This is a genomic window from Paenibacillus sp. 481 (genome assembly GCF_021223605.1).
Lineage (GTDB): Bacteria > Bacillota > Bacilli > Paenibacillales > Paenibacillaceae > Paenibacillus_B.
Map to the genome: position 1 here is coordinate 4,979,579 of NZ_CP075175.1, position 16,188 is coordinate 4,995,766.

1 protein-coding gene is annotated in these 16,188 nt (G+C 43.7%); it reads left to right on the top strand.

Annotated features, from left to right (window positions below; translation table 11 throughout):
• Window positions 1-10 precede the first annotated feature (10 nt).
• Window positions 11-16,114, top strand: coding sequence for a non-ribosomal peptide synthetase (locus tag KIK04_RS21720; RefSeq protein ID WP_232275737.1), 16,104 nt, complete (start codon window positions 11-13; stop codon window positions 16,112-16,114).
• Window positions 16,115-16,188: the final 74 nt, after the last annotated feature.

The following is a 16,188-nucleotide window of genomic DNA, read 5'->3' on the forward strand; positions in this document are numbered from 1 at the left end:
TAGAGCCATCATGAGAAAATTCGTTCCCAACAAGAAACATGAAGAAGATATGATATGGCTAGAAAAATCAGATCAACAAAAAGGACTGTCTTACTGGTCAGATGTATTAGCAGAATATGAAGAAGTTGCTGAGATTAAACCGATATATACACCGCAAGAGAGTGAACAGTACATACAGAGCTTGGCGGTTACATTATCTCCTGAAGATGCATGGCAGTTGCGGGAACTAATAGCTACCCATCAATTGACGGTAAGTCATGTGGTGGAAACGGCCTGGGGAGTTGTTTTACAAGCATACAGCGGTCTGAAAGATGTGGTGTTCGGCAAAGTAATGTCCGAGCATAAAGCCGATGTGCGCGGAACAGAGGGCATCGAGGGTCAGTTTATGAATACGATACCAGTGCGTGTAGCGAGCACAGAAGATATGAGTATATTGGAACTGATCAAAGAAATGCAGCAGCAAGGGACTGAAAGTGAGCAATATGCTTATTGTTCGCTCGCTGAGATTCAAGCGCAGATGGAGCAGAAGCAAAACTTAATCCAAGTGCTCTATCGGTTTGAAAACGACTATGCGAGTGAGAATAAGCTAACGGATGTTATGTGCGAGCTTGAGGATGGCTTGGAGCAAACTAAGTACAACTTGATGTTATGCGCATACGAATATGAAGGAAAGATAGTATGTGAAATATTATACAATACGAGCGTGTATGCACGTGAGGACATCGCACAAATTGTTGTACGGCTAGAACATGTGATACAAGTGATCGTAGCAACCCCTGAAGGGAAGTTATCTGAGCTTGACACAATAACAAAGGAAGAGCAAGCACAGATACTAGGTTCATTTAATGATACAGGCTTACCGTATGCACAGGATAAAACGATTCCAGCATTATGGGAAGAGCAGGTTGCACATACACCAGATGCCATCGCCGTTGTATATGAAGACAACCACGTGACGTATGAGGCGTTAAACAAAAAAATCAACCAAGTGGCATGGGCACTTCGCGGACTGGACATCAAACCTGATGACCGAGTGCTTATTGTAGCAGAGCGAAGTGTGGAGATGATTGCCGGAATGTATGGCATCATCAAGGCAGGCGCTGCATATGTGCCGATCGATCCTACGTTTCCAGCAGAGCGAATCCAGTTCATCCTAGCTGACTGTAAACCAAAAGCCGTGCTTGTGTATAAAGCCACGATTGAAACGGATCTGCCAACGATTAATCTTGCTGACGATATGTTATGGGAAGGGATGTGCGATAATCCCGAGCAAATTAATCGTCCTCATGATTTGGCTTATATCATCTATACATCCGGGACTACGGGGCAACCGAAGGGCGTAATGTTAGAGCATGGCGGTGTTGTGTCCTTACGGCATCATCTTCTGAAGCAATATAACGTTACAAGTCAAGATAATGTGCTTCAATTTTCCAACTATGTCTTTGACGCTTCTGTATGGGAAATGACGTTATCCTTATTGCTGGGAGCGACGCTGACCTTGGTGTCAAAATCCATTATAGCGGATGTAACACGTTTTAATTCTTTTATGCAAGAAAGCAAGATTACATTAGCTGTACTGCCGCCACAATACTATATCCAGACGGAGCTTACTGGAGTTAGATGGTTAACAACGGCTGGAGCGGCAACAAATGAGACGGTAATTGAACAAACACGGAATAGTGATATCGGATATTGTAACGCTTATGGCCCTACAGAATGTACGGTGCAGGCTACATATTGGGAAGATGATGGGATAAGCAGCGTGCCAAGCAACATCCCGATTGGTAAACCGATTGCAAATAGTCATGTATATATACTAGACGGGGACAAATTGTGCGGGATTGGTGTGCCTGGGGAGTTGTGCGTGGCAGGCGTCGGCGTTGCAAGAGGCTACCTCAACAAGCCGGAACTAACCCGTAAAAAATTCGTAGCGAACCCCTTTGTACCCGGGGAGCGGATGTACCGGTCGGGGGACTTAGCGAAATGGCTACCGGATGGAAATATTGCTTATTTGGGTCGTATTGATGAGCAAGTGAAGATCAGGGGGTTCCGGATAGAGCCGGGAGAAGTGGAAAATGCACTGCGGCAGCTAGAAGGGATCCAAGATGCGGCGGTCATCGTACGGGAAACGCCTGATGGAGAGAAAGCGCTTTCTGCTTACCTAGTTTCGAAAGCTCGGGTTCAGCTGCAAGCAGTGAGGCAGCACTTAGAGGAAATACTACCGGCTTATATGGTGCCAGCGTATATGATGCAGATCGATCAACTGCCGGTGACGCGCAACGGTAAGCTGGACAAACGGGCACTACCGGAGATCGTAGCGGTAAGCGAAAGGGAATACATCGCTCCGCAAAACGAACTGGAAGAGCAACTGTGCAATATCCTTAGTGAAGTACTCGGCGTGGAGCGGGTCGGCATGAAGGATAGCTTCTTTGAGCTGGGCGGGGACTCGATCAAGGCAATACGAATCATATCGAAGCTAAGAAGTATGGGATATCATATCGCCATCAAAGATATTATGCAAAGGAATACGGTCGGAACGATCAGCTATGCGGTACAAAAATCTGTAATTCAGGAACAGTACGAGCAAGATGAAGTGAGCGGCCTTGTACCGCTGACACCGATCGTCAGAGAGTTTGCGACTTGGAATCTTCCTCAGCCACACCACTTCAATCAGGACATGCTGATGGAGATTGAGCTAGAAGATGAGACGCAGCTTCGGGAAGTGCTTGATGCTCTTATGGCGCATCATGATATCCTGAGATCCGTCTACCGGGAAGGTCAGCTAGAGATCCTAGGGATGAGTGACAACAGAGCGTATGAGCTAAAGGTGTATGACTATAGCGAAGAACAAGCAGCAGCGAGGTTAATGGATGCTACTTGTACAGATTTGCATAGTAGTATCGACTTAGAAGAAGGACCGTTGGTGAAGGCAGCGATGTTCCGGACGGGTGAAGGGAACCTCCTGTTTCTAGGAATCCATCATATTGTGGTAGATGGCATATCGTGGCGTATCCTGCAAGAAGATATCAGCACAGCTATCCAGCAAGTAAAAGAAGGGACGAAAATCCGATTTCCGGCAAAGACGGCGTCATATAAGGCATGGGCGGAAGCACTGGCAGAATATAAGGGCAGCCCTCTATTGCAAAAAGAACGGTCGTACTGGGAACGAGTAGCCACGCAGATGGAGTCCGGGAAACTTGGCATGAACGAACAGACGGGAGAAAGCGGATATGGCAACTACACGATACATTTAAGTGAAGAAGAAACCACACAGCTTATTCACCAGGCAGGTCGAGCGTATCATACCGAAATCAATGACTTGCTTATTAGTGCCTTGGGGATGACTGTGAAGAAATTGACAGGGGCTAAAGATGTCACGATAGGTATGGAAGGACACGGAAGAGAACCGATTCATAAACGGATCGATATCGACCGGACAATCGGATGGTTTACAAGTGTGTATCCGGTGGTGGTATCGTGCCATGATGAGATAGCAAAAAGTATCATTACGACAAAAGAGATATTGCGAAAAATCCCGAACCGAGGTCTTGGGTATGGCCTATTGCAGGAACAGTTGCCGGTTTGTCCGCTTGATATGTTGTTTAACTATATGGGGCAAATGGACGCTGAGGCAAAGGGCAAGAAATTACACTTTTTTAGTTCAGGCAAAGGCTTAGCGGATGAGAATAAAATGTTGTCAGAACTGTTTATAAACGGTGTGATAAGTGAAAGAAAATTAACATTTACTTTCCGTTATAATAGAGGTCTTTTTTCAAGCAGTACGATACAAAGATTCGCTGAGCTATATAAAGCGTGCACTCAGTCTATGATTGCACATTGTATGCAGCAAGAAGAATCGGTTCGGACACCGTCTGACTATTCTGCAATTTCGCTTACGGATGAAGATTTGAGTGTCCTGCATCGACTTTATCCAGAGAAAAATGATATACAGGATATATTTGATTTATTGCCGCTACAGGAAGGTATTTTGTATCATGACCTGAAAAATAGTAGTTCTGAGTATTTAACCCAGTTTGTTTATCAGGTGAATCAACATATAAATCCTAATTTCATGCGCAGTGCGTTTCAATGTTTGCTTAAAAAACATGATGTGTTGAGAACGGCGATAGTGTATGAAGGGTTAAAACATCCGAAACAGATCATTTTGTCACATCGCTCACTTGATTGGGAAGAAATTGATTTAACAGCATACGATGAGAAAGAGCAACTAGCTAGGCTAAATGAACGGATAGAGATGGATGTCAAGCGGGGATTTGATTTGCAGCTTGATGCGCTATTTCGCATAAAAATGATTAAACTATCCACGAATTGCACGCAATTGATCTGGAGCTTTCATCATATTATTGCAGATGGATGGTGTAGTGAATTATTATGTAACGACTTAAAAAATTACTATAACTTGCTTCAAGATGGTTATCGTACATACGATGTTGAACAAGTTATTGAACAAGAGAAGTTCCAGGTTGCGACGTATGGTGATTATATTCAGTGGTTTCAGAATCAGGATGAGGAACTTGCGCTTACATATTGGTACGAACGACTTCGTGATTATGACTTAACATACAAATACCGTCCGTATTTCGAACCACCATATTCCAGCTCCAACTTGGCTCAAGTGAAAAAGAAGCTGGACGTTGAATTAACAAGCCGTTTGTTACTTTTAGCACAAGCGCATCAGATAACCATAAATACAATCACGGAAGCAGCTTGGGGGATCGTATTACAACAGCTTAACTTTACAAATGATATCGTGTTCGGCAAAGTCATTTCGGGAAGACATGCCGAAGTAAGAGGGATTGAAAGCATAGTAGGTCTTTTTATTAACACGATACCAGTAAGGGTAAGCGCAGACGAGAATACAACGATTGTAGCACTTTTGCAGGAATTACAAGATCAAGGTATTGAAAGTACGATGCACGCTCACTGTTCATTGGTTAAAATTCAAGAACAGACCGCACAAAAATCAGATTTAATTTCATCGCTGTTTGTTTTTGAGAATCATTTGGCACAAGAACAGCAAAGTGAACATACAGATGGTTTGCAATTAGCGCTAGTTTCTTCGAGAGATGAAACAAACTATTCGCTTAATCTATTGGCTGCTGTAGAGGAAGAGGCATTACGATTTACAGTTCTCTATAATCCAAACAAGCATGCTGTAGAAGAAGTAGAGATGATGCTCAGCATGTTAAACCATGTATTATGTGCATTTGCTGAGTATCCTGAGAAGAAGATTTTCGATGTTGAATTCATTCCCAACGAAGATAAGGCACGTATACTAGGTGAATTCAACAATACGGCAAGTACATATCCGAAACATAAATCAATTCCAGACTTATTTGAAGAACAGGCTCAACTTACGCCCGATCAAATTTGTGTGGTATACGATAAGGAACAATTAAGCTATCAACAATTAGACAAGGCCGCGCAAGGTATTGCTACCGAATTGCGAAAAAGGGGGGTATCTTCAGGTCAATTAATTGGGATCGTGTGTGAGAAAAGCGTGCACATGATTGTAGGGCTACTGGGGATACTCAAAGCAGGATGTGGCTATGTACCAATAAATACGGATGAACCGGATAACCGCCTACGCTTTATTTTGGAAGATTGTGGTTTGAATATCGTGCTGTGCGGTGATGTAAAAGGGGATACGATTCATGTCCTCCAAGAGTACTGCACCGTCATAGACCTAAATGGAAGTTATGCAGCGATGACAGAGCGTGCCTTAGTAACGGCAGATGATATTGCGTATGTCATGTATACATCCGGTACGACAGGATATCCGAAAGGTGTTTGTGTTACACATCAAAATGTCGTGCGGCTTGTGAAGCAAACGAACTATGTTGATTTAAGTGGGGCGCATATATTATTAACCGGTGCACTCTCCTTCGATGCGTCAACATTTGAAATATGGGGTGCACTTCTCAACGGCGGGAAATTGGTGTTAGCCGATACGCAGAGCATAACAGACGGGAACATGCTAGGAACGTTGATATACGAGCACCAGATTACGATGATGTGGATGACTGCGCAGCTTTTCAATTATATGGTAGATACTAGGTGCGAAGTTTTTCAACCCTTACAGTATTTATTAGTAGGAGGAGAGCGGTTATCGGCGAAACATATTCAAGCAGTAAGGGAAAAGCATCCGAAACTTAGCGTGATTAATGGTTATGGTCCAACAGAAAATACGACCTTTTCTGTTACGTATGCAATAGATACGGATTACTCCAATATCCCAATTGGGAAGCCAATCAGCAATAGTACAGCGTATATTTTGGATAAAAAAATGCAACTATGTGGAATTGGTGTTCCAGGGGAACTTGTTGTAGGCGGCGACGGCGTGGCGAAAGGATATATGAACCAACCACAACTTACTGTGGAGAAGTTTATTGAGAATTCGCTTATTCCTGATGAGCGGTTGTACCGTTCTGGAGATATTGCGATGTGGTTGCCGGATGGGAATATTGCGTATATTGGACGTATGGATGACCAAGTGAAAATTCGAGGGTACAGGATTGAAGTGGGCGAGGTAGAGCATGCTCTTCGAAGATTAGAAGGTATCCAAGATGCAATCGTCATCGTCGGCGAACAAGATAGACAAGATGGAAGTGAAAAGGAACTGTATGCATACCTAGTATCTAGCACGGAGATTCAGATGCATAACGTGCGGAATTCCCTAGGTGAGACACTTCCTGCCTATATGGTGCCGCAGCATATGATACAGATTGAGAAAGTTCCTATGACACGAAACGGAAAGGTAGATAAGCGAGCGCTTTCTGAAATACAGATCGTGCATGAGCAGCAATACACAGCTGCGGCGACTGAACTGGAAGTCATTCTTTGCAATATATTCGGTGATGTCCTTTCTGTTGAGCGTGTTGGTATTTATGATGATTTCTTTGCTTTAGGTGGTCACTCCTTACATGCTGTACGCGTTATCAATCAGATTGAAGCGATGATTGGCATACGGTTACCGATAACAGAATTGTTTGAGCATCCGCATATTAAAGCGCTTAGTCAGCACCTTGAACTAATTAGTGCAGGACATACTACGCAGAATACGTTATATACGAAGACTGTGTTTGAACCCATACCGCATGCCATGCAGAAAGAAACATATCGGATGTCTTCAGCTCAAAAGCGTCTTTATGCGATTCAAGAGATGGATCCGCATAGTACGGCTTATAATATGACGTTATGGCGTCGAATGGATGCAGACCTTGATATTGAACGGCTTCAGTTAGCATTGAAGCAACTCATCCAACGGCATGAAAGCTTACGAACAAGCTTTCATATGGAGAACGGAGAAGCCATACAGCGTATTCATGACCATGTGCCGTTTACGCTTCTGATTACTGAGGAAGAAGATGATGATACAAGGTTTGTGCGTGCATTTGATTTGTCTCAAGCACCATTATTACGTGTTAAAGTAACTAAAGTAACGAATCAAAAAGAAGGTAGTTATCTCCTAGCCTTTGATATGCACCATATCATTTCTGATGGAACATCAATAAATAATCTAATGCACGATTTGTCCAAGCTATATAATGGCGAACCCCTTGAGAAAATGCCGATTCAATATAAAGATTATAGCGAATGGTTACAGACTCAAGACATTACGGAACATGAGACGTATTGGTTGAACTCGTTGCAAGGTGAAATACCGTTACTGGATTTACCAACAGATTTTACACGTCCGCAAGTACAACAGTATACAGGGAAAGCAGTCGTGAGTCATGTAGAGTTAAGGGAAGCTGTAACAGCATTGAGCCGGGCATCAGGTGCAACCGAGTATATGATACTGCTGAGCACATGGATGATGTTGTTGAGTAAATATAGCCGTCAGGATGATATTATCGTAGGTTGCCCTGTTAATGGACGTTTACACTATGATACAGAGCCATTAATCGGTATGTTCGTGAATACGATTGCATTACGTGGAAGACCTTCGGAAAAGAAGAATTTCGTGGATTTTCTGTCGGAGATGAAAGAAGCATGTCTAAAAGGGATAGAGCATCAAGCATATCCACTCGAAGATCTGGTTGATACGATGGGCTTGCATCGGGATATGTCCCGGAATCCGCTTTTTGATGTGTTGTTTGTGCTTCAGAATAATGAAGAAGCAGATTTTGATTTTTATGGAATAAACAGTATGGATGTTCATGATGAGTATAGTTTACAGCAAACTTCGGCTAAATTTGATCTAACCTTAGAAGTGACGCCAATGGCAAGTGGCTATCGCATTGAAGTACGCTATGCAACAAGCCTATATCATGAAGATAGCGTACGCCGAATGTTGAAACATTATGAAACGTTGTTGGCAGCAGTTACGCAATCTCCTAAACTTGAAATTTGTCAATTGCCAATGATGACGCAAGCAGAAAGGCAGCACATATTGACCGCATTTAACGCTACGTCCTGTGTTTATGATGCGACGACACCCATTCATGAACAATTTGAGCAGATTGTACAGGCTATGCCGCATAAAACGGCTCTACGCTTTCGAGATCAAGCTCTGACGTACGAACAGTTAAATGTAAGGGCAAATCAGCTTGCGAGAATATTGCAACTTCATGGTACGCGCCGCGGAGATTTTGTCGGTATTTTACTCGGTCGCAGTATAGAAATGATGGTCGGAATACTCGCAACGTTAAAGGTAGGCGCAGCTTATGTGCCAATAGATCCGACATATCCTTTGGAGCGGGTTCATTATATGGTGGAAAATAGCGAGTTATCGACAGTATTGACCCAGCGGCAATACGATGACACGATCGAGCTACCTTCCCATGTAAGACGCATTCATGTGGATCAAGAAAAATATGATGAATCTAGCCATAATTTGCATACGATTGCAGACGCAACCGATATCGCTTATATCATCTATACTTCAGGCTCTACAGGCAAACCAAAAGGGGTAATGGTGGAGCATCGTTCGATTAGTAACTTGATTGCAGGGCTAGATCAGTTGCAAAACTTGGATTCGACGAAGACCATGTTATGTGTATCGAATATTGCGTTCGACGGCACAGTCTATGAAACACTATTTGCCTTGCTCAAAGGAATGGAAATTGTAATTGCCGATGAGGAAGCACATCACGATCCAAAGTTACTCTTGCAATTGATTGAGCAATATGATGTGAACATCGTGAAGGGTACACCGACGCGGATGAAGATACTTATGGATGAAGTTGGGGATGCTCATCCATTACATGGTTTGGAAGTAATCGTTGTTGGCGGCGAGCCATTAACGGATGATTTGGCTACCGCTTTGATTGAAAATTGGGATATTCGTTTGTTCAATGTGTATGGTCCGACAGAAGCAACGGTAGACGCAACTGGGATTGAAATTCATTTACATGACAAAGTTACGATTGGAAAACCGATTGCCAATGCACAAATCTTTATATTAGATTCGTACGGATCTCCGCTGCCAATCGGTGTGGCAGGTGAGCTTTGTATCAGTGGACCGGGCGTTGCTAGGGGATATCTTCATCGGAGTGATCTTACCGCAGAGAAATTCGTTGCCAACCCATTTTTGCAGGGTGAGCGGATGTATCGCACGGGAGACCTTGCCCGCTGGCTTCCAGACGGTAATATTGAATATATGGGCCGCATCGATGGTCAAGTAAAGGTTAGAGGATACCGCATCGAACTGGGCGAAATTGAGCATGTCTTGCGGAAACAACCTGACGTGCTGAATGCTGTTGTGATAGTTAGAGAAGATGCGGCAGGGGATGATTATTTATGCGCTTATGTGGTGCCAAATGATCAGGTAACTTTGGATATTGAAGCAATTAGAGAAAATATTCGTCTAGTTTTACCTGATTATATGATCCCAGCATATATCGTTCCACTAGTGCAGTTTCCTATTACGAATAATGGGAAATTAGATCGCCGCAGCCTTCCTGAGCCAGATCGCAAGGGAAGGGGCAATCAGTATATTGCTCCGAGAAATCAAACTGAATCAGTGCTTGTGAATATTTTCCGAGAAGTACTTGGTGTTGAACGTATTAGTATAAAAGATAGTTTCTTCGAACTTGGCGGAGACTCCATAAAAGCTATCCGGATTGTATCGAAGATGAGAAGCGCCGGTTATCTTATTTCGGTACCGGATATTTTAAGTCAATACACAGTTGAAAAGATTGCATACAGAGTAGGTAGGGAATCAGAGATCCAATATGAGCAGGGTGAAGTTACGGGTCAGGTCATGAATACACCGATCTTACATGATTTTGGAGTAAGAAATTACTCTAATCGTAACTATCATAATCAAGATGCTTTTTTGTCAGTTAGTACAGATAACGAAACGCACATTCATAAAGCATTACAAGCTGTTGCTATTCACCATGATATATTACGGGCTATTTACCGCGATGGTAGTCTGACCATTTTAAGTAGTACGGACAGTAAACTTTATGAGTTACAAGTGTTTGAGGTTCAGGCTGATCTTAACGGTTCGGCGTGGTTTGAAAGCGCTTTCTACGAAATTCATCAAAGCATGAATATTAACAAGGGGCCTTTGATGAAAGCGGCACTTTTCAAAACGGAGTCTGACAATTATCTTTTCTTGTGTATTCATCATCTTGTCATTGATGCAGTGTCATGGCAAATTTTGCTTGAAGACTTGGAGACTGCTCTTCAGCAGCTTAAAGACGGAAAGGAAATAAAGCTACCATCCAAAACACTTGCTTTTAAAGACTGGGCGGAATCATTAGAACAATTTAAAAGTACAAACGAGATTACTAGCCAAGCGAATTATTGGAATACAATCATCGCAGCCATGCAGGAAGAGAAACTGCTTATAGACGACGATCCGCATGATCATGGGTATGAAGATGTGACAATAACGTTCCGTAAGGATGAGACAGAACAGCTTATAAGGCAAGCGGGAAAAGCGTTTGGTACCGAAATTAATGATTTGCTTATAAGTGCAATCGGCGTTGCAACACATGCGCTGACGAAACAATCAAAAGTGTCTGTTTGTCTAGAAGGACATGGAAGAGAAGCGATACACAAGAAAGCGGATATCGATCGTACGATAGGATGGTTTACGATAAAGTTCCCTATTCGTGTTTCGTGTCATGATGATTTACAGAACAGTATTATTGATACAAAAGAAATGTTACGGAAAGTACCTTTACGTGGGTTGGGATTTGGCTTATTACAAGGTGATTATTTGGCGATTGAGTCCGATATTCACTTCAATTATTTAGGACAGTTGGATACAGAATCGAATGCTACCCTGTTTACGAACAACAAGAGTTTAGCAAATTCGAATGGTACCGAAGGCGCAATGGATATGAACGGGTATATTTCACAGAATATGCTACATTTTATTATCCGCTATGACCGCAGTAAATATAATAGGAACACCGTAGAGCGTTTTGCAGCATTATATAAGGAAAAGCTTAGCGATATTATCGCCTATTGCTGTGTACAAGACAAGCCGGTGAAGACGGCTTCTGATTATTCCTGTGATGACTTGACGAGTGATGAATTAGGACTGATCCAGGAGTTCATTGCTAATAAAGAGGATATTGCTGATATTTATTCGCTAACTCCGATGCAGGAAGGAATCTTATATCATTATTTACTGAATCGGCAATCAACCAGCTATGTTACACAATTGGTGTACCACTATAACGGTAATCAAAGTGAACATACGTTTGAGGTAGCTCTGAAACTGCTAGCGAAACGATATGATGTACTGCGTACTGCAATTGTATATGACCATGGTGCTAAATCTAGACAACTTCTTTTGCGTAGTCGTGAAATCGAATATGCAGTTGTGGACTGGTCGGGCAAGGATGTTGCAGAACAAGCTTCTCATACTGCTACATGGATTGATTCTGACTTGCAACGGGGTTTTGATCTACAGCAAGAAGCATTGTTACGGGTTACTAACATCATGTTAAGTAAAACTGAAGGGAAATTAATATGGAGTTCTCACCACATCGTCTCGGATGGATGGTCAGACAACGTCATATTTAATGACTTTATACAAATATGCGAAAAGCTACAACAAGGCTTGTCTGTTGTCGAGCTTGAGCAGGGGCTAGTGGAAGAGAAGGAAAAGAGCTTAAATTTCAAGGACTTCGTTAACTGGTTGGAAAAACAAGACGAAGAAAGGAGCTTACTATACTGGAGAGAGCTCCTACAAGACTACGAAGAGTCTGCTGACATTAAGCCGCTCCGTCAACCTGAAGAAACATCTAACGAGATGAAACGAATTAATCATAAACTTTCTGTTGATGTAACAAGACAACTTATTCATATGGCTGCAACGTACAATATTACGCTGAATACGATGGTAGAGACGGCTTTAGGTATCGTTTTACAGGAATTGTGCGGCATCAAGGATGTTGTATTTGGCAAAGTGGTCTCCGGAAGAAATGCTGACGTAAGTGGGATAGAGCATATTGCCGGAATATTTGTTAATACCATTCCAATTCGTATTTGTTGTGATGATGGAATGCACATATACGATATTTGGAGAAAAACGCAAGAACAAGCGATACTAAGTGATCAGCATGGACATTGCTCTTTTGCCAAAGTACAACGACTGACTCAACAAAACACGGATTTAGTTAAAGTTTTGTTTACATTTGATAACAATGATACATGGGATGAAGTAAGCCAAAGTGAAACTTCAGCTTTTCGGTTTACCGTGGAAGATGGACGGGAGCAAACCAATTATACGACCACGTTTAAAGCGTATCTTGGTAGCAGTCAGCTACATGTCGATGTATTGTATGATCCTAGACAGCTGGCAGCAGACGACATGGTCAATGTGATGTCAAAGATACAAAATGTATTATTGGCATGTGCAGCAAACCCAGAAATGAAGTTGTCTGAACTAGAAACGACAACGGAAGAAGAAAAAGAGCAGATCCTAGGTGCGTTTCAAACGAAGCCAACTCCATATCCGCATGAGGAATCGATCAAAAGCTTATTCGAGGCGCAGGTGAAGAAAACACCGGATCGGATAGCGGTATCTTGCGGGACGGAGCAACTGACGTATGCGGAGTTGAATGCGAAGGCGAATATCGTTGCCAATAGGCTGCTTGCTACTAAAGCCGAGAACGAAACAGGCAAAGGCGAAACGATGGTAGCGTTACTGTTAGAACGTAATATCGATATGGTCATTGGAATACTTGGTGTAGTGAAGGCTGGATATGTTTATGTGCCAATCGATCCAGAGGCGCCGCAAGACCGTATCCAGTATACGCTGGCAGACAGCGGTGCAAGCTTGCTTCTTGTCAATCAAGGAAAAGAGCGGATGGTTTCACTTCCTGAAGGAAATATGTATGCGATAGAGCATTTGTATGCGGATGAACCGGATACAGCATGGGGTGCACGGGGGGCAGAACTACAAGCCAATCCGGATGTATCCATAGCACCGCAAGATGCTCTATATATCATCTATACGTCAGGGACGACCGGTGAGCCGAAGGGAACGATAATCGAACATGAATGCGTCGTTCGGTTGATGCATAACGATGACATGCCGTTTGATTTCCATGAAGAGGATGTATGGAGCCTATTTGCAGCCTACAACTTTGACGTATCGGTATGGGAAATGTACGGAGCGCTCTTATACGGAGGTCATCTCGTCGTCATACCAAACGACGCCAAAAAAGATAGTTATGCCTTCTTAGATATATTGCGTGAAAAAAGGGTGACGGTACTCAACCAAGTGCCTTCTTCTTTTTATAACCTGATGCAAGTAGAGCTAGAAGAAGCAGGTGAGAGACTATACGTCAAACATCTCATCTTTGCTGGAGAGGCGCTACAAGTAGGGAAATTAAAGGCATGGCATGTGAAGTATCCGGAGATGAATCTCGTGAATATGTACGGGATAACCGAGACGACGGTCCATGTCACGTACAAAGCGATCACGGCAGAAGATATTGCGCTAGATGTAAACGATGTCGGAAAAGCGCTCCCTACACTGAAGATTTATATGCTAGATGGGGACAAGCTATGCGGAATTGGTGTGCCTGGGGAACTGTGTGTGGCAGGCGTCGGCGTCGCAAGAGGCTACCTCAACAAACCGGAACTAACGAATAAAAAATTCGTAGCGAACCCTTTTGTACCTGGGGAGCGGATGTACCGGTCAGGGGACTTAGCCAAATGGTTGCCGGACGGGAGTATAGCCTATTTAGGCCGTATGGATGACCAAGTAAAAATCAGGGGATTCCGGATAGAGATCGGGGAAGTGGAAAGTGCACTACGGCAACTGGCAGGGATCCAAGATGTAGCGGTCATCGTACGGGAAACGCCTGATGGAGAGAAAGCGCTATTTGCGTACCTCGTATCGAAAGACCAAGTCCAGCTGCAAGTGGTGAGACGGGACTTGGAGGAAGTGCTGCCGGCCTATATGGTGCCAGCGTATATGATGCAGATCGATCAACTGCCGGTGACGCGCAACGGCAAGCTGGATAAACGGGCGCTGCCGGAGATTGTGGTCGTAAGTGAGAAGGCATACACGGCTCCGAAAAACGAACTTGAAGCACAACTATGCGATATTTTTAGTGAAGTACTGGGCGTAGAGAGAGTCGGCACGCAGGACAGCTTCTTTGAGCTAGGCGGGGACTCGATCAAAGCAATACGGATCGTGTCGAAGCTAAGAAGTGCAGGCTATCAGATCGCGATCAAAGATATTATGCAAAAGTATACCGTTGAGGCGATTAGTTATGCGGCACAAAAGTCTGCCGTAGAGGAACAGTACGAGCAAGGTGAGGTAAGTGGCCTCGTACCGCTGACACCGATCATCAGGGAGTTTGCGTCTTGGAATCTTCCAAAGCCAGACCACTTCAATCAGGACATGCTGATGGAGATTGATCTGGACGATGAGCAGCAGCTTCGGAAAGTGCTAGATGCCCTTATGGCACATCATGATATCCTGAGAGCCGTCTACCGGGAAGGTCAGCTAGAGATTCTAGGGATGAGTGATAGCAAAGCGTATGAGCTAAAGGTGTATGACTTTAGCGAAGAACAAGCAGCAGCAGAACTCATGGAAGCAGCATGTACGGAACTGCATAGCAGTATGGATCTGGAAGAAGGACCACTGGTAAAGGTGGCGATGTTCCGAACGGGTGAAGGGAACCTACTGTTTGTAGGAATCCATCATCTTGTGGTGGACGGTGTATCATGGCGTATCTTGCAAGAAGATATCGACACAGCGATCCAGCAAGTAAAAGAAGGGACCAAGATCGGCTTCCCAGCAAAGACAGCGTCCTATCAGGCATGGGCGGAGGCGCTGGTAGAATATAAGGACAGCCCTCTCTTGCAGAAAGAACGGGCGTACTGGGAACAAGTCGCCACGCAGATGGCGGCAGGTGAACTCTGGATGGACGAACAGACGGGAGAATGCGGGTATGGCAGTTGCACGATCCATTTCAATAAGGAAGAAACCGAGCAGCTGATCCACCAGGCAAGTCGGGCGTATAATACCGAGATCAATGATTTGCTTATTAGCGCCTTGGGTATGGCCGTGAGGAAACTGACAGGGTCACGAGATGTCACGATAGGCATGGAAGGACACGGAAGAGAACCGATTCATAAGCGGATCGATATCGACCGGACGGTCGGATGGTTTACAAGTATATATCCAGTGGTCGTGCCGTGTCATGAGGATATAGCAGAAAGCATCATTACAACGAAAGAGATGCTACGTAAAATCCCTAACCGAGGCCTTGGATACGGTCTATTGCAGGACGAATTGCCGGTCAGACCACTTGAAGTCATGTTTAACTACATGGGACAAATGGATGCTGAGGCGAAGGGGAGACAACTACACTTCTTTAGTTCGGGCAAGGGATCAGCAGCTGAAAATATTGTAAACCGTAAAATCAATATTAACGGAAGCTTGCTGAAAGAACAGTTGCATTTCAGTATTGTCTATGACAAAAGCAAGTTATCTGCTGGGAAGATACAACTTTTTATTGAAACATTCCATGATTGTTTAATGGCTACGATTCAATTTTGTACATCGCAGGAGGAAGTGGCTATCACGATCTCGGATACGGATGCCACTGATTTGATTGCAGATGATCTCCAGATGATAAATGAGCTATTTGATCTAGAATAAATCTATTATAAGGTGGCATCACGATCTCAGATACGGATGCCACTGATTTGGTTACAGACGATTTCCAGGTGATA

Excerpts from the sequence above, each read along its gene's own strand:
- KIK04_RS21720 (WP_232275737.1), top strand. The coding sequence starts at position 11 with ATGAGAAAATTCGTTCCCAACAAGAAACATGAAGAAGATATGATATGG.